This is a genomic window from Shewanella sp. 0m-6 (assembly GCF_052977325.1).
Genome location: NZ_JBRIMD010000015.1, coordinates 1 through 18,171, shown reverse-complemented (window position 1 = coordinate 18,171; position 18,171 = coordinate 1). Strand labels below are relative to the sequence as shown.

11 protein-coding genes are annotated in these 18,171 nt (G+C 45.0%); 7 read left to right on the top strand and 4 right to left on the bottom strand.

Annotation, left to right across the window (positions count from 1 at the left end; translation table 11 throughout):
• Positions 1-45 precede the first annotated feature (45 nt).
• Positions 46-1,518, top strand: coding sequence for a ribosome biogenesis GTPase Der (gene der / locus ACVBJC_RS12590; protein ID WP_447161192.1), 1,473 nt, complete (start codon positions 46-48; stop codon positions 1,516-1,518).
• A 432-nt stretch (positions 1,519-1,950) separates the two neighbouring features.
• Entirely contained in the window at positions 1,951-2,937 is a 987-nt protein-coding gene (locus ACVBJC_RS12585) for a helix-turn-helix domain-containing protein (protein WP_447161193.1), read from the top strand.
• A gap of 12 nt (positions 2,938-2,949) precedes the next feature.
• On the opposite strand, the gene ACVBJC_RS12580 is transcribed toward ACVBJC_RS12585, so the two are convergent.
• Positions 2,950-3,843 (bottom strand): hypothetical protein, encoded by an 894-nt coding sequence (locus tag ACVBJC_RS12580; protein ID WP_447161194.1) that lies wholly within the window; start codon positions 3,841-3,843, stop codon positions 2,950-2,952.
• 561 nt (positions 3,844-4,404) lie between these two features.
• The gene (gene xseA / locus ACVBJC_RS12575) at positions 4,405-5,742 is read right to left on the bottom strand and encodes an exodeoxyribonuclease VII large subunit (protein ID WP_447161195.1); all 1,338 of its coding nucleotides are present in this window, start codon (positions 5,740-5,742) and stop codon (positions 4,405-4,407) included.
• Positions 5,743-5,862: 120 nt separating this feature from the next.
• On the opposite strand from xseA, the gene guaB reads away from it, so the two are divergent.
• From guaB to tadA, 4 genes are all read left to right on the top strand, one after another.
• Positions 5,863-7,335 carry an IMP dehydrogenase gene (gene guaB, locus ACVBJC_RS12570; protein ID WP_447161196.1) on the top strand — a complete coding sequence of 491 codons (1,473 nt, stop codon included), beginning with the start codon at positions 5,863-5,865 and terminating at the stop codon, positions 7,333-7,335.
• A gap of 121 nt (positions 7,336-7,456) precedes the next feature.
• Positions 7,457-9,034, top strand: coding sequence for a glutamine-hydrolyzing GMP synthase (gene guaA / locus ACVBJC_RS12565; RefSeq protein ID WP_447161197.1), 1,578 nt, complete (start codon positions 7,457-7,459; stop codon positions 9,032-9,034).
• Between the two features lie 162 nt (positions 9,035-9,196).
• Positions 9,197-11,134: an acyltransferase family protein gene (locus ACVBJC_RS12560; RefSeq protein ID WP_447161198.1), complete on the top strand. Its 1,938-nt coding sequence runs from the start codon at positions 9,197-9,199 to the stop codon at positions 11,132-11,134.
• A 264-nt stretch (positions 11,135-11,398) separates the two neighbouring features.
• Positions 11,399-11,920 (top strand): tRNA adenosine(34) deaminase TadA, encoded by a 522-nt coding sequence (gene tadA / locus ACVBJC_RS12555; protein ID WP_447161199.1) that lies wholly within the window; start codon positions 11,399-11,401, stop codon positions 11,918-11,920.
• On the opposite strand, the gene ACVBJC_RS12550 is transcribed toward tadA, so the two are convergent.
• Both ACVBJC_RS12550 and mltF read right to left on the bottom strand, forming a co-directional pair.
• The gene (locus ACVBJC_RS12550) at positions 11,910-12,047 is read right to left on the bottom strand and encodes a hypothetical protein (protein WP_447161200.1); all 138 of its coding nucleotides are present in this window, start codon (positions 12,045-12,047) and stop codon (positions 11,910-11,912) included. The genes tadA and ACVBJC_RS12550 overlap by 11 nt on opposite strands.
• A gap of 379 nt (positions 12,048-12,426) precedes the next feature.
• Positions 12,427-13,854 (bottom strand): membrane-bound lytic murein transglycosylase MltF, encoded by a 1,428-nt coding sequence (gene mltF, locus ACVBJC_RS12545; RefSeq protein WP_447161201.1) that lies wholly within the window; start codon positions 13,852-13,854, stop codon positions 12,427-12,429.
• Between the two features lie 304 nt (positions 13,855-14,158).
• Here mltF and purL point away from each other — a divergent pair, with 304 nt between their 5' ends.
• Positions 14,159-18,040 (top strand): phosphoribosylformylglycinamidine synthase, encoded by a 3,882-nt coding sequence (purL, locus tag ACVBJC_RS12540; protein WP_447161203.1) that lies wholly within the window; start codon positions 14,159-14,161, stop codon positions 18,038-18,040.
• Positions 18,041-18,171 lie beyond the last annotated feature (131 nt).

Genomic DNA, 18,171 nt, shown 5'->3' with positions numbered 1-18,171 from the left:
TGGGGGCTTTTTAGTTATTAGAAATAGAGTAATAGAGGCAATAAAATGATTCCTGTTGTGGCCCTTGTAGGGCGACCAAACGTTGGTAAGTCGACCCTTTTTAACCGACTTACCCGTACCAGAGATGCGCTTGTCGCTGACTTTCCTGGGCTAACTCGGGATCGTAAATACGGCCGAGCACATCTTGCAGGTTATGAGTTCATCGTGGTCGATACTGGCGGTATTGATGGCACTGAAGAAGGGATTGAAACTCGCATGGCCGAGCAATCTCTTGCTGCGATTGAAGAAGCAGATGTGGTGTTGTTTTTGACCGATGCGCGCGCTGGCTTAACTGCTGCCGATCTAGCGATTGCTCAACATTTACGTAGCCGTGAAAAAACCACCTTTGTTGTTGCCAACAAAGTAGATGGTATCGATGCTGATTCTGCTTGTGCTGAGTTTTGGTCATTGGGTCTGGGTGAAGTTTACCAGATGGCAGCGGCTCAGGGCCGTGGCGTAACCAACATGATTGAGTACTCGTTAGCACCCTATGCTGAAGCGATGGGTATCGTTAAGCAAGAAGACGGTGATGATGACGAAGAAGAGCGTGAGTACACCGAAGAAGAAGCTGAAGCAGAGCAGAAACGTCTGCAAGACCTGCCAATCAAGCTTGCGATTATCGGTAAGCCTAACGTGGGTAAATCAACGCTAACAAACCGTATCTTGGGTGAAGAGCGCGTTGTTGTTTATGACGAGCCTGGCACCACGCGTGACAGTATTTACATTCCTATGGAGCGTCAAGGTCGTGAATACGTATTGATTGACACTGCAGGTGTTCGCCGCCGTGCAAAAGTACATGAAACGGTTGAGAAATTCTCAGTTATTAAAACCCTAAAAGCGGTTGAAGACAGTAACGTCGTGTTATTGGTTATTGACGCCCGTGAAGGTATTGCTGAGCAAGACTTAGGTCTATTAGGTTTCATTCTAAACGCAGGTCGTGCATTAGTGATTGCCGTCAACAAGTGGGACGGAATCGATCAGAATGTTAAAGACCACGTGAAGAAAGAACTTGATCGCCGTTTAGGTTTTATCGATTTTGCTCGTATTCACTTTATCTCTGCACTTCACGGTACAGGTGTGGGTCACTTGTTTGAATCAATCGAAGAAGCTTATGACAGTGCTACGCGCCGCGTCAGTACGTCAATGCTGACTCGCATCATGCAGATGTCACAAGACGATCACCAGCCACCATTGGTGAATGGTCGCCGCGTTAAGCTCAAATACGCTCACGCCGGTGGTTACAACCCACCAATCGTGGTTGTACACGGTAACCAGGTTAAGAAGCTTCCAGACTCTTACAAGCGTTACATGATGAACTACTTTCGTCGTTCATTAAAAGTGGTTGGTACGCCAATCCAGTTACGTTTCCAGGAAGGTGGCAACCCATTTGAGGGCATGAACACCAAGAAGCTAACCGTGAGCCAAGAGCGTCGCCGTAAGCGTATGGTGGGTCATATTCGCGATAAGAATAAGGATTAACGCTTTTTCTTGTTTGAAATAGTCGAAAGACTTTTAAAAGGAACCCTAGGGTTCCTTTTTTGTTATCTAGGATTTGGTGTTTTAGGTTGGTGTTTTACGGAGTTGCTTTATAGGAGGGATCGGGTATTTGCAGCTAGGATCAATCAAACTGAGACTGGATTCGGGCCAAGGTTACGGGTGAATAAGGATCTGTTGAGCTAAATTAAATGGAGTTGATACTGGTGTATAAGCTATTAACATCCAAAAATGTGAGACTACCTATAACTTGCGACTTAGCACTAAAATCGCTAGCTTGGATGCTAAAAAACCAAACGCAACTCGATCATTGCTGAGATGCAACCGCTGGTTGACAAAATGCTAGCTGAACTTGGTAGTGTGCAACTATCTGATTTTATAGGCTTACGGCTAAACAACAGACGAAGGAACGGAACAATGATATTAGCAGATAAAATAATCAGATTAAGGAAGCAGTTTGGCTGGTCACAGGAAGAGTTAGCCGAAAAGATGAATATCTCAAGGCAGTCAGTGTCTAAGTGGGAAAGCGCCAATAGCATCCCAGACTTAAATCGTATTATAAAACTGGCGGAGATCTTTGAGGTCTCAACTGACTATCTATTAAAGGATGGTAATGAGGTTATTGAGACTCAAGATAAGACACATCATCTGACTCAAATTCCCCTTGAGCAAGCAGTTGCGTATGTGGATAGAAAGGTTGAGGAGTCAGAGGTCGTGACTAAAGGTGTCGCACTTTGTGTGTGCTCAGTTGTGCCGCTATTTTTCGTTTTAGCCATGGCGGAAACCAATCGATTGGGAATGACGGGAGATGGTGCAGCGGCGATGGGCGTGATCGGTATTTTAATTATGGTATCGATAGCGGTTAGCTTTTTTATAAAGACCAATCAATATGAGTCTGATTTTGCTGTTATTGATAAGGAGCCATTTGAATTAGCCTATGGCGTTCACAGCGTGATAAATGAAAAGCTGCAACAATTCAGACCCAAATACAATCGACGATTATCTGTAGCCATATTCCTGTTTATATTCAGCTTTGTGCCTTTGATGACGGTAAGCTTGTTCTTTAATGGCACCGATATAGTGCTAATGATGCTCATTGTCATGATGTTAATGATCACAACAGGCATATACCTACTGTCAGCTGTTAGCGCGAGATATACAGCCTACAATAATATTTTGAAAGACAGTGGTATAAGAACGGAGAAAAGTAAACGCACCCAAAAGGCTGAAAAGCTGGCAGCATTCTACTGGCCATTATTGATTACCATCTACTTAGGGTGGAGCTTATGGACGATGAACTGGGGCGAGACTTGGATTATTTGGCCTGTAGGCGCCGTGCTGTTTATCGCCTTAGTTGGCCTAATGGAGTTACTAGATGAAGATGACATGCGCAGTGCAGATTGATATCGATTATCTTTACATAGCAGTAAAGTGGTTGATGATATCTATCAGATGCGACTTCTGTTCTAAAGATACACCATCTAGATAAAATAAGTAGCAGCTTGATTCTGCCAGCGTTATTTGGTGTAAGTTACTTTGTGATCCTGTTAATAACTTAAAGCTGGCAGCTTCAAAAGTATGGTGAAGTGCTTGTTTATCATTATTCTTATAGATTAATGGCCTGTCTGCACTGTCTTCGAATATCCAGTGGCACTGCTCATCTAGATTGGCTAACAGTCGTATTAAAACAGCGTTTGGTATTTCTTGCTTAATACGTAGTATTGAAGCTAAAGCAATAAGGTTATGCCCCCAGAAACCAGGTTGTTTTAGTGCGCTTGTTAGTACTGTTTGCACATCAATATTCTTCGGTTTAGTGTAATCAGTTGCTACTGGATAGGATTGGTGGTTATTGCCGTAAAATGTGGCTGTAACGAACTCACAGAAGCGCTCAATGAATCGAAGCTTTTGTTGTTCAGTGTTGATTAACCTCCAAGCTTGCTTAAAAGCTATCAGTACTGAAATATTGTGGCTGAGATACTCATTTTGCTGTGCACATTGTTCGAAATAATAGGTAAAAATTTCACTAGCATCGCTTTGATTAAACCAGTCTTGCATGGTGAAGTAGGCGTAGGGATAGATAGCATGAGCTAAAACCCAGTGACGTCTTTGCTCTATAGGCTTGAAGGGCATGGAATCGGATTGGATAATGGCTAAATTAAAAGCGGGTTCTTCTAGCTCTATTAACTTTTCTATTTTTAACCAGTCATTAGCTGGCCAATCATATTGAGCCTTCAATGATTTTATTGCGAGGTAGCATTTCAGTGCGTGCTGCTGGTGTATTGCAGCAATTCTTGTCAGTATTTCATCCATGTTTGCCTATTCCTTTTTAGCTACTTTATTACCATTGTTGCTAGGTTACCCTAAATCTTGCAGTCGTCTAGCGCAATGTCTTTAGTGACTAATTCACTTGGTATAAAAAGAAGTAATTAACTCTACCCAGTAATTATTATCTAGTTTTATCTTTGGACATACTTCTGGTTGTACCAAATTAGGCATCAAATATAGAAAACACCAATTCCCCATCGGAGTTGCAGAACTCATAGAGAAAATCGCGTGAGCGAGGCAGGGATGCTGAGGTAGCTTTAGTAGTGCCACAGATGGCGATTCTGAAGCGATAGCGATTTTCGAAGATGAGTGCCCGTATCTAATGCATGTAACTCCGTCGGGGCGTCATGGTGGATGCAAGGGCGAAGTCCATGAATATTGACTCTTTGAACGAGAGCCAAGGACGGCGAGCTGGCCGTTGAACAATGATGTTCTTGATAAGGACGAACAGTCCTCCTTACTCGGATGTGGGCGAAGCGCCACCACGTTAATTTTCAAACGAAGTTTGAATCGCTATCCTTCAAGCGGAGCTTAACCCTAAGGTTATTAGCTAACCTCAACCACAGTTGAAGTCACACTACCATCTCGCAGACGCGTAGTTAGCGTATCCCCCACACAAGTATCACTCGGTGATTGCACCACTTTACCTTCACCGGTTAAGGTTATGCTGTAACCACGACTTAATGTGGCTAATGGGCTCACAGTGTCTAACTGCTGCGCTCGATGGGCGAGACGCTGCTCACTCATCTTTAACTTATCAATCATGGCGTTATTTAACTTAGCGCTCAGATAACTTAAACGCTGGGTTTCAAGGTCAAGTCGATGTTGTGGTGACTGATTCGCTAAGCGATTACTTAAGTTCTGCTGCTTTAAGGTATAAGCATGTAACTTGGTTTGCATCGCTTGCTGTAAGCGTAACTGCATTTCATCGAAGCTTTGCTCATACATCTGTAGGCGGCGCTGCGGATCTTGCTTTTGCAGGCGGTGCTCGGTTGACTGTAGCTGGCTTTGCTTTTTTAACTGGTAATGCTGCCAAGCCTGCTTTAGGCGTGAAAGCTGTGATAACAGTTTTTGCGCTTTGTTGTCGGCATCTTTTGATAATAGCTCGGCACCAGCAGAAGGCGTTGGCGCGCGCAGATCGGCCACATAATCACTGATGGTCATATCCACTTCATGGCCAACAGCTGATACCACCGGAAGACCACTGTTATAAATAGTGTGGGCTAAACCTTCGTCATTAAAGCTCCATAAATCCTCGAGTGAGCCACCACCGCGAGTCACCAGTAAAACGTCTACCTCGCTGCGGGCATTAGCCAGATTAATGGCATCGCAAATACTTTTTGCGGCGTCAGTGCCTTGTACAGGAGTGGGGTAGATGATGACTTCAATTGATGAGTCTCGGCGCGCTAAAACATGCAAAATATCGCGAATCGCAGCGCCAGTAGGCGAGGTGATTACTCCGATTTTTTGAATGTTTTCAGGCAGTGGGCGTTTAGTGTCGCTGGCAAATAAGCCCTCGGCGGCAAGCTTCATCTTTAACGCTTCATATTGCTGGGCGAGCAGGCCATCACCTGCAGGCAGCATAGATTCAATTAGCAGTTGGTAGTCACCGCGAGGCTCATACACACTGATATTGCCTTTTACTAAAACCTGTTGGCCGTTCGCTGGGCGAAAGGTCACGGCCTGGTTACGGCCTTTAAACATGGCGCAGCGAATTTGTGAAAAATTATCTTTGAGGGTTAAATACCAGTGGCCAGAGCCCGGCGCTGCAAAGTTTGAAATTTCAGCATTTAGCCAAATTCGGCCAAGCTGCCCCTCTAAAAGTTGTCTAACTTCGCCGTTGAGGCGAGAGACGGTATAAACATCGTTTTTTGGGCTTTTCATAATTTTTTTACACACAAATGCGAATTAGTGTCTATTTTCCATTTACCAACCCATATATGCAAGGTATAATCTCGCCGCAATATTTCACCTCTAATTCCTACTCTCTTGGGGAGATGTTGCATGTTAAGATTGAAAAAAGAAGCGTTAACTTTTGATGATGTGTTGCTGGTTCCAGCACACTCTACCGTCCTCCCAAATACTGCTGTGTTAAAAACACGCCTGACGAATAAGATTGAGTTGAATACTCCAATCGTGTCTGCTGCTATGGATACCGTTACCGAAGCTCGTTTAGCGATTGCGATTGCGCAAGAAGGTGGCTTAGGTTTTATTCATAAAAACATGACGATTGAGCAACAAGCTGAAGAAGTTCGCAAAGTAAAAATTTACGAAGCGGGCATCGTTCAGCAGCCTGTAACCGTGACCCCTGCAACGACGTTAGCCGAGCTTAAGGCGCTAACTGAGAAAAATGGTTTCGCTGGCTACCCAGTCGTCAACGATGCACACGAATTAGTGGGTATTATTACTGGCCGTGACGTACGTTTTATCACTGACTGGTCACGTACGGTTGATCAAGTGATGACACCTAAAGATCGTCTAGTCACCGTACTAGAAGGGACTAAACTTGATGAAGTTCAAAAGCTAATGCATTCTCACCGCGTTGAGAAAGTGTTGGTTGTTGACGACAACTTCAAGCTTAAAGGTCTTATCACTGTAAAAGACTTCCAAAAAGCAGAGCGTAAGCCAAATGCATGTAAAGACGAGTTAGGTCGCCTGCGTGTTGGTGCTGCTGTTGGCGCAGGCCCAGGTAACGAAGAGCGTGTTGATGCACTTGTACTAGCAGGTGTTGATGTGTTGCTTATTGACTCATCGCACGGGCATTCTGAAGGCGTTTTACAACGTATTCGTGATACTCGCGCTAAATATCCAGATTTACAAATCGTTGGTGGCAACGTAGCGACAGCTGAAGGTGCACTTGCACTGGTTGAAGCCGGTGTTAACGCGGTTAAAGTGGGTATTGGTCCAGGGTCAATCTGTACGACACGTATCGTAACTGGTGTAGGCGTACCGCAAATTACTGCAGTATCTGACGCCGCAGCTGCTGTTAAGCACCTTGATATTCCGGTTATCGCCGATGGCGGTATTCGCTTCTCTGGTGACTTAGCGAAAGCATTAGCAGCGGGCGCATCGTGCATCATGGCAGGCTCTATGTTCGCTGGTACTGATGAAGCACCGGGCGAAACTGAGTTATATAACGGCCGTGCTTATAAGTCATACCGCGGTATGGGCTCACTAGGCGCCATGACACAAACTCAAGGTTCGTCTGACCGTTATTTCCAAAGTGATAACGCAGCAGACAAGCTGGTACCTGAAGGTATTGAAGGTCGCGTAGCTTACAAAGGTAAGTTAAAAGAGATCATTCACCAGCACATGGGCGGTTTACGTTCATGTATGGGCCTAACGGGTTGTGCAACAATTAAAGAACTAAATGAAAAAGCGGAATTTGTGAAGATCACTGCAGCTGGCATGGGCGAGTCTCATGTTCACGATGTAACGATCAGCAAAGAAGCGCCTAACTATAGCACTCGTTCTTAATTCGTATTTTAGATATTAAAGGCGACAGTTGATGTCGCCTTTAAATTAAGCCAAGTAGAAGGTCCGCAGAGCACTCACTGCTTGGTTAGTTAACAATGAAAAAATAGAGATAAGGTACCCCATGAGCAACATTCATGAGCATAAGATCCTCATTTTAGATTTTGGATCGCAATACACTCAGCTAATCGCCCGTCGTATTCGTGAAATCGGTGTGTATTGTGAACTTTGGGCTTGGGATGTTTCTGAAGAGCAAATTCGTGAATTTGCTCCAAACGGCATTATCTTAGCCGGTGGCCCAGAAAGTGTTACCGCTGAGAACTCACCACGCGCTCCAGAATATGTGTTTAACGCTGGCGTTCCTGTTCTAGGGATCTGTTACGGCATGCAAACCATGTCTGAGCAGCTTGGTGGTAAAGTAATTCAAGGCGTTGGCGAAGGTGAATTTGGTTATGCACAAGTAGAAGTGCAAACTGAGTCTTTACTTTTCAAAGCCATTGAAGACGCAGTAAGCGAAACGGGCAAGCCACTACTTGACGTGTGGATGAGCCATGGCGACAAAGTGTCTGCTATCCCAGAAGGTTTTGTTGCTGTTGCTAAAACTGAAACGTGTCCGTTTGCCGCTATGGCCAATGAAGACAAGCAGTTCTACGGCGTTCAATTCCACCCTGAAGTGACTCACACTCGCCAAGGTAAGCGCATGCTTGAACATTTTGCGCTAGAAATTTGTGCTTGTGCTGCAAACTGGAAACCAGCTTCAATCATTGAAGATGCGATTGAGCGCTTAAAAGCACAGATCGGTGATGACGAAGTTATTCTAGGTCTATCAGGTGGTGTTGATTCATCTGTGGTGGCAATGCTGCTACACCGCGCGATTGGTGACAAGTTAACGTGTGTGTTTGTTGATAACGGCTTACTACGTCTTAACGAAGCTGAGCAAGTGATGGAGATGTTTGGTGACCACTTTGGTTTAAACATCATTCACGTTGACGCTGAAAACCGCTTCTTAGATGCGATGGCTGGCGAAGCGGAACCTGAAGCTAAGCGTAAGATCATTGGCCGTGTATTTGTTGAGATTTTCGACGAAGAATCTAAGAAATGCGTTAATGCTAAATGGCTTGCTCAAGGCACTATCTACCCAGACGTGATTGAGTCTGCTGGTAGCGCAACGGGTAAAGCGCATTGCATTAAGTCTCACCATAACGTTGGCGGTTTGCCAGATGATATGGAAATGGGTCTGGTTGAGCCACTGCGTGAACTGTTTAAAGATGAAGTACGTAAGATTGGTCTAGAATTAGGCCTGCCATACAATATGCTTTATCGTCACCCGTTCCCAGGACCTGGTCTTGGTGTGCGCGTACTAGGCGAAGTGAAGAAAGAATACTGTGACTTGCTACGTTTAGCCGATGCGATTTTCATCGAAGAGCTACACAAAGCTGACCTGTATAACAAAGTTAGCCAAGCATTTACTGTGTTCTTACCAGTGCGTTCAGTTGGCGTAATGGGCGATGGCCGTAAGTATGATTGGGTTGTATCGCTTCGTGCGGTAGAAACTATCGACTTTATGACGGCGCATTGGGCACATCTACCTTATGATTTCCTAGGTCGTGTATCTAACCGCATCATTAACGAAGTCGACGGTATTTCACGTGTGGTTTACGATATTTCTGGTAAGCCACCTGCAACGATTGAATGGGAATAAAGGCTAAGGCCTAACCCTAAAACGTTAAGACTAATACCGATGAGAAAGGCGCGCACATAGCAATATGAGCGCGCTTTTTTATTGGGCATTATTTGTCTAAAGTTAGTCACGCTTCTAATATAAATAATAAAGGGACTTATATGTATTAAAAGGAGTTTGCCTATGCGCTATAGAGCTGAAGTAGATGGATTAAGAGCGTTAGCGGTGATCCCCGTTATTTTGTTTCATGCAGGCTTTAGCGCGTTGAGTGGTGGCTTTGTTGGGGTAGACGTGTTTTTTGTGATCAGTGGTTACTTGATCACCAGCATTATTTTAACTGAACTTGAATCTAATCAATTTAGTATTATTAATTTCTATGAACGCCGGGCGAGAAGGATCCTACCGGTACTCTTCTTCGTGATCTTAGTGTGTATTCCTTTTGCCTGGCTTTGGTTAATGCCGCTGGATCTTAAGGACTTCTTTCAAAGCATTATTGCCGTTGCAACGTTTTCATCTAATATCCTTTTTTGGCTAGAAAGTGATTACTTTGACACAGCTGCTGAGCTCAAGCCTTTGCTGCACACATGGAGTTTGGCGGTTGAGGAGCAGTACTATATCTTTTTCCCGCTGCTGCTAATGTTCCTATGGGGGAGAGGAAAACGGGTTATTCTTGGGGCTTTGGCGATTATTTTCCTGCTGAGTTTATCGTTAGCCCAGTGGGCTGCTTACAATGCACCAACAGCGAATTTTTACTTGTTACCGACCCGAGGTTGGGAGTTATTAATTGGCGTTTTCGCGGCTTTTTTCTTAAATCAGCAGCAGGAGCTCCCCCAGTGGATGTCGCCAAAGCTTAATAATTTTGTGAGTCTATTTGGGTTACTGCTGATTTTATTTTCCGTATTGACCTTTGATTCAAGGCTCCCTTTTCCCAGCGTTTATGCTTTAGTTCCCACCGTTGCTACAGTGTTAATTATCGTATTTGCTCAACAAGGGACTTGGGTTCAGCGATTTTTAAGCTACAAGCTTTTTGTTGGTGTCGGCCTGATAAGCTATAGCGCTTATTTATGGCATCAACCAGTGTTTGCATTGGTAAAGTACCGCAGCTTTACCGAACCCTCTCATGAATTGATGCTATCGCTGTGTCTGGGTGTTGTTGTGTTGTCGTATCTGAGCTGGCGTTTTGTCGAGATCCCTTTTAGAAATAAGCAGGCCTTTAGCCGCAAATTCATTTTTGTCAGCGGTGGCGTACTGACTGCGTTGTTTGTGGTTGCGGCAGGTATTGCGGATAGTAAGCATCTCTATAGGTCAAACGAGGCTTATTTGGATCTAATGGTTAAATCTTATCAGCCTGATAACCGAGAGTTGGGGGCAAATAGTTGGGACTATTTACGCGCATTGAGTGGTAACCAAGATTACGGCGTGGATAAGAACCTCTATGACAGAACTCAGTGGTTTGACGCTGATGACGATAGGCAACGATTATTAATTGTTGGTAACTCTCACTCTAAAGATCTATTTAACGTGCTGTCGAGCAGTGAAGCGAGTTTAGCGCAGTTTCAATTAGCTCGCTTTGGCACTGAAATCGGTCATATCGATGAGTCCTTTTTTAGTTCGCCTAACTATCGCTTAGCCGATACGATTATGTTGGCCTCACAGTATAAACCGCAGGATTTGCCGCAGATAGAAACGTTAGTGACGCGTTTGATAAAAGATAATAAAAAACCCATTTTAGTAAAAAATATCTATGAATTTGAAGAGTTTGGTCAGCGTACTTATGCCGACTTTCTGTTCCATCTTTTAGTAAAAGATCGTGGGGCTAATAATATTTCAAGCTTAGATATCTCAAAGATTAATCAAAAGCACTTTGAGCAGTTCTCGCACCGAGAGGTTAAGTTGTTTACTCAAGAAGCCAACCACACTCTTACTACGCTTGCAGACAAATACCCTCGCGTGACTCTGTTAGACCGAATGGATTATGTTTGTAATAAACATAAGCAAACTTGCTACGCTATTGATGATGACTACCAGAAGTACTTCTATGACTATGGCCATCATACTGTGGCGGGGGCGATGTTTTTTGGCGAGCGAGTTGATGAGGTAAAGTGGCTAGGCAGTATCTAGTGGCTTATTTGTGCGATTGATGTCACCCATAATATTTTGAGGCTGATATTTTGAGGCTGATATTTTGAGGCTAGTATCTAGAGCTAGTATTTAAATCCTAGTATTAGAGCCTAGTCTCTAGCACCAGAGTGTGATGAAAATTACCGATAGATAACTCGAAGGGTTTAAAGCTTGATATAATCGCGCCTCATGCAATCAAGCTAAGATTTTAAATAGTAAGGTTAGCGGTATTTATAGGTTTTAAATAAAGGTTAGGGGCGTAAATTGTCACAAGAGCAGCAAGATATTCATTTCATGAAGATGGCGATGGATATGGCAATAAAGGCGGAAGAGAGAGGCGAAGTACCAGTCGGCGCGGTACTGGTTAAAGACGGTGACGTTGTCAGTGCTGGCTTTAACTTTAGTATCGGTTTGCATGATCCTAGCGCCCATGCCGAAATGCAGTGTTTGCGCCAAGCCGGGCAGATAATGCAGAACTACCGTTTACTCGATACCACCCTGTACGTAACTTTAGAACCCTGTGCCATGTGCGCTGGGGCTATTGTGCATTCAAGAGTGGGTCGATTGGTCTTTGGTGCTAAAGATGAAAAAACCGGCGCTGCTGGTACGGTTATCGATATTGTGCGTCATAGCGCGTTTAATCATCAGGTTGATGTTACATCAGGCGTGCTTGAAACTGAGTGTAGCGAGCAGCTCAGTGCTTTTTTTAGGCGCCGTAGAAAAGAGATCAAAGTGGCCAAGGCGCTAGCCAAACAGCAGGCTTTACAGTCTGATGCTAAGGATTAAAAAACGCATCTTCTGCGGGTTTAATAAAAACAAAAAACTGCTTTTGTCTATTCAGTACTTTTTGGTGGCGTGTTTTCAATTGACTACGACGACGCGCTGCAACATTGTTAATTGTTCTTTTTCTCATATTTGCCTCACTTACATTGATGCGGTAGACATTTCTTAAATGGGTGTTGTTGATGCTGGCTAATCTTTTATTCACTGTTTAATTGTATTATTAATCTCCCTAAATGAGAGAGATTAAGCAATGTAGCTTATCTTAATTTAGGTTTATCAAGTTGTAGTGTAAAAGTCTACGTGAGTGTTATTAATCTTTGATTAAATGAAGTGTTTGATTGAGTTTAAGCCGATATCTGACTTTTGCTGACGAGTTTTACTGAGCAGGGCTGTTAATTTGTAAAAGACTGTTTATTGGCTCAAGGCTGTTTATACGCTCAGGGCTGTTTATTGGCTCAAGGCTGTTTATACGCTCAAGGCTGTTTATACGCTCAAGGCTGTCTATTGGCTCAAGGCTGCTGCGGCTGTGAAACGTCAAGCTTAGGCTCTTGAGTTTCGGCTGTTTGGAGGGGCTTTTTCTTGAGCTCAAGTAAGCTATTTTGATTATCAATCCACACTAAGGTGTCGTAATAACGACGAATGCTATCAACATAATGCACCGCCTCATTACCACGGGCATAACCGTAGCGGGTTTGCTTGTAGTACTGACGTTTTTGTAGCAGTGGCAATATGGTTTTTACATCACTCCATGCGCTCGGGTTTAACCCCTGAGCCTGAGCAAGCTTTCTGGCATCCTCAACATGGCCAAGGCCAATATTATAAGAGGCGAGAGCAAACCACATCCTTTGGCTTTCAGGAATCGAATCTGGCAGGCGCTCGAGCATGCTAGTCAGGTATTTCGCCCCCCCTTTAATACTTTGGTATGGGTCGAGTCGGTTTTTAATTCCAACCTGTTTTGCTGTCGGCAAGGTCAGCATCATTAAACCACGTACACCAGTGGGTGAGCGAGCATTAGGGTTCCAGTGCGATTCTTGATAGGCAGTCGCGGCCAATTTACGCCAGTCTATATCGCCAGCATGTTTTTCAAAGGTCGCCTGATATTTGGGTAACTTATTATCAATCGCGCGAATAAAAGCACGAGTATCAACATAATCAAAGCGCTCAACATGGGCAAAGTATTTTTCGTCAAGGTGAGCTAAGGTACCGTCACGCTTCTCTTTATGCCAAAACGCAAGGAGTTCGCTCATCAGCTTGTCACTATTGTTCGCAGGTAATAGCCAAACCACAGGTTGCTTACGCTTAAGAATTAATCCTTCACGCAGTTCTGGCATAAAACGTCTGTTGATATCGAAACTGGTAGAGTCGGCAATCGTATAGGGAATATCACCCGCGGCAATCATCATGAGTAGCTCTTCAGAATCTTTGTCCTTTTCTTGATTCCAGACTAAATCGGGATTGGATTTTTGCAGCTCTGTTAAGGTGTCGACAAAAGACGAGTCAGTCGTCACTGTGATTTTGCCATCAAGATGATTAATGTTTTTTGGCACAGGCGTACCTTGGCGATAGACCAAGACCTGATTAACACGATAAAGCGGTGGTCCAACTCTAAATTGTTCTCGCCTTGCTGGGGTATCTCCAAGACCTGCGGCGATGATATCAATTTCACCACTTCGCATCGCAGCGTATAGCTCACTAATCGTGGCGTAGGGCTGCATCTTTAATTCGAGATTAAGATACTTAGCAAAGCGCTCTGCCATCTCATAATCGTAGCCAGAATCGCCCTGGCCAGAGGTAAAGAAGATCTGTGGACCATATATGGTACCCACATTTAACTCAGTCGGTTCAGGGACAAAGACTGGCTTTTCTTGTTCCACGACAACCTTCTGGCAGGCAGCCAGTAAGGTGATACAGCATAGAATAAGTAACAGTCTTTTCATGGGTTATTTTTGTTAGCGCTTAACTTAAATTATAAGGAATATAAAGAAATAGCCGTCGATTATAACACATTCTTGGTTGCCGTAAAAAAATGGCATATTTGCTGTTGCTGTTAGATCCAGTATGAACCTAAATTGTTTTTTTGCTGGAAATCAGCGCATTCAATAGCAAATAAAATCGAGGCGCTTTTTCCTGTACAGGAAACACTGTTTTCTATAGCGACTGCTGATGATTTGTGACAAACATTTCCCTATAATAGCGCCAGATCTGACCCTGCAATTATAATATATAAGGTGAAAAGACGTGATGGAGATCATCCGCGGAGCCCCTGCACTTTCGGCGTTTAGAGTACAGAAGCTGATGCAAGCTTGTGAATCGGCAGCACTGCCAGTGCGCCAAATCTATGCCGAGTTTATCCATTTAGCTGATTTGAACGAGCAGTTAAATGAAAATGAAAGTCAACAGCTTGAAAAAATCTTAACCTACGGCCCCGCTATCGAAGCGCACACGCCAGAAGGCTATCTCCACTTTGTCACCCCCCGTCCCGGTACCATCTCTCCTTGGTCATCAAAAGCAACAGATATCGCCCACAATTGTGGTCTGAATAAGGTTAAGCGCCTAGAGCGTGGTATTGCCTATTATGTTGTGGCCGACGAGTTATCTACCGAACAAACTAAAGCGTTAACGGCGCTATTACACGACCGTATGGTTGAAGTAATGTTGCCAAATTTTGATAGCGCTAGCGTATTGTTTGCTCGCACTGAGCCGGCAAAGTTCACCAGCGTTGATGTGCTTGGCGAAGGTCGAGTTGCACTTGAGCAAGCTAACACTAAGCTAGGCTTGGCATTAGCCGATGATGAAATTGACTATCTAGTAGAGAACTTTACTCGCCTAGGTCGTAACCCAAATGACATCGAGCTAATGATGTTTGCTCAAGCAAACTCAGAGCATTGTCGTCATAAAATCTTTAACGCAGATTGGACAATCGATGGTGAAGTGCAGCCAAAGTCTTTGTTCAAGATGATTAAGAATACCTTCGAGAAGACCCCAGAAAACGTATTATCGGCTTATAAAGATAACGCTGCGGTAATGACAGGCTCAACAGCCGGTCGCTTCTTCCCGAAACAAGATGGTGTTTATGGCTACCACACAGAGCCGATGCACATCTTAATGAAAGTTGAAACCCACAATCACCCGACAGCTATTAGCCCATACCCTGGTGCAGCAACGGGCAGCGGCGGTGAAATTCGTGATGAAGGCGCGACAGGTCGAGGCTCTAAGCCAAAGGCCGGTTTAACAGGCTTTAGTGTTTCAAACCTTAAGATCCCAGGTTTTGTTCAGCCATGGGAAGCTGATTACGGTAAGCCAGATCGTATCGTAACCGCACTTGATATTATGACCGAGGGCCCACTTGGTGGCGCAGCGTTTAATAACGAATTTGGTCGCCCAGCCCTAGTGGGTTACTTCCGCACTTACGAGCAGGAAGTTAACAGCCACAACGGTGTTGAAGTTCGTGGTTACCACAAGCCCATTATGTTGGCGGGTGGTTTAGGTAATATCCGTGAAGAGCATGTACAAAAAGGTGAGATCACCGTTGGCGCTAAGCTAGTAGTGCTTGGCGGCCCTGCGATGAACATCGGTTTGGGCGGCGGCGCGGCGTCATCAATGACTTCAGGTCAGTCGAGTGAAGACTTAGACTTTGCTTCTGTGCAACGTGAAAACCCAGAGATGGAACGCCGTTGCCAAGAGGTTATCGACCGCTGCTGGCAGATGGGTGATGACAATCCGATTCAGTTTATCCACGATGTGGGCGCGGGCGGCCTATCAAATGCATTCCCAGAGCTTGTGAATGATGGTGAACGTGGCGGTAAGTTTGAGCTACGTAAAGTGCCCTCTGATGAGCCAGGCATGAGCCCATTAGAAATTTGGTGTAACGAGTCACAAGAGCGTTACGTGATGTCAATTGCGCCTGAAAACATTGAGCTGTTCAGCGCAATTTGTCAGCGTGAGCGCGCTCCATTTGCAGTTGTTGGCGTAGCGACGGAAGAAAAAGAACTTGTCCTTAGCGATGAGCACTTTGAAAACCACCCAATCGATTTGCCACTAGAAGTGCTATTAGGCAAAGCGCCTAAAATGAGCCGCGATGTGGTGAGTGCTAAAGCTAACTCTGCCGCGCTTGATCAAAGCGCGATTGAAGTTCAAGAAGCGGCGCACCGTTTACTGCGTTTACCTACTATTGCCGAGAAAACCTTCCTTATCACTATCGGTGATAGAACGGTAACAGGCCTTGTTAATCGTGACCAAATGGTTGGCCCTTGGCAGGTACCAGTGGCTGATTGTGCGGTTACTGCATCAAGCTATGACTCATACACAGGTGAAGCGATGTCTATGGGTGAGCGCACGCCGCTTGCACTACTGGACTTTGGCGCATCAGCGCGTATGGCAGTTGCTGAATCAATCTTAAACATTGCTGGTACTGATATTGGCTCGTTTAAGCACATTAAACTGTCTGCAAACTGGATGTCACCAGCGGGTCATCCAGGTGAAGACGCGGGTCTTTACCAAGCAGTAAAAGCCATTGGTGAAGAGCTTTGCCCTGATTTGTCTTTGACTATCCCAGTGGGTAAAGACTCAATGTCGATGAAAACGGCATGGGAAGATAACGGCGTTCAAAAGACCGTGACCTCTCCTATGTCGCTGGTTATCACCGCATTTGGTGTGGTGCAAGATGTGCGTAACACTGTCACGCCAGAGCTTCGCACCGATAAAGGCGAAACAGACCTGTTACTGCTTGACCTTGGTCTTGGCCAGAATCGCTTAGGTGGCTCTTGTTTAGCTCAGGTTTACAGTGAACTGGGCGATATCGCGCCAGATCTTGATAACTCTGCCACCCTAAAAGGCTTCTTCGAAACCATTCAGCCAATGATTGCCGATAAATCAATTATTGCGTACCACGACAGAAGTGATGGCGGTCTTTACACGACCTTAGTTGAGATGGCATTTGCCGGCCACACCGGTCTAAATGTTGACTTGAGTGCACTAACAGGTACTGACGTTGAACGTCTGTTTAACGAAGAGCTAGGTGCGGTTATTCAAGTTCGTCGTCAAGACGCTGCGATTATCACTGAAAAGTTTGCTGCGGCTGGCGTACCTTGCCACAAAGTTGCAGAGCTTAACGATAGCGACAGCATTGCAATCTTTGATGGGATGCGTGAAGTACTAACTGAAACCCGTACTTCACTACGCACTATTTGGGCTGAAACCACTTATCGCATGCAGGCGTTACGTGACAACCCAGAGTGTGCTAAAGAAGAGTTCGAGCTTAAGCAAGACGCTAGCGATTTAGGTCTAACTGTTGATTTAAGTTTTGACCCAAGTGAAGACGTTGCCGCGCCATTTATCCTAAAAGGCGCAGCGTCTAAGATGGCTATTTTGCGTGAGCAGGGCGTTAACTCACATATTGAAATGGCTGCGGCATTTGATCGCGCAGGTTTCGAGGCGACAGACGTTCACATGAGTGACATCTTAAGCGGCCGCATTAGCTTAGAGGAGTTCCAGGGCTTAGTGGCGTGTGGCGGTTTCTCTTACGGTGACGTACTGGGCGCGGGGGAAGGCTGGGCTAAGTCAATTCTGTTTAACGAGCGTGCTCGTGAGCAGTTTAGCCAGTTCTTTGAACGTAATGACAGTTTCTCACTCGGTGTATGTAACGGTTGTCAGATGCTGTCTAACTTAAAAGACATCATTCCTGGCACTGAATTGTGGCCACACTTTGTGCGTAACCGCTCTGAGCGTTTTGAAGCCCGCTTTAGCCTAGTTGAAGTGCAAAAGAGTCCATCTTTGTTCTTCCAAGGTATGGAAGGCTCTCGCATGCCTATCGCTGTGTCACATGGTGAGGGGCGCGCTGAGTTTGCATCGCCTGAAGCGTTAGCGGCTGCAGAAGCGTCGGGTACGATTGCACTACGTTATGTTGATGGTAATGGGCAAATTGCAACTCAGTATCCACAAAACCCGAATGGCTCACCAAATGCGATTACTGCATTGAGCTCAACTGACGGTCGAGTAACGATTATGATGCCGCATCCCGAGCGCGTATTTAGAACCGTTGCTAACTCATGGCATCCTGAGTCTTGGGGCGAAGATAGCCCTTGGATGAGAATGTTCCGCAACGTGAGAAAATCAGTCGGGTAATATGCATCAATGCTGATGTAATACTGATTTGATACTAAGAAAGCCTCTAATATTTAGGTAATGCCGATCATTTAGCAGTTTATTGATCGGTTGACCGATCTTTATAAGATGGCAAAATCCGAGTGTTTTTA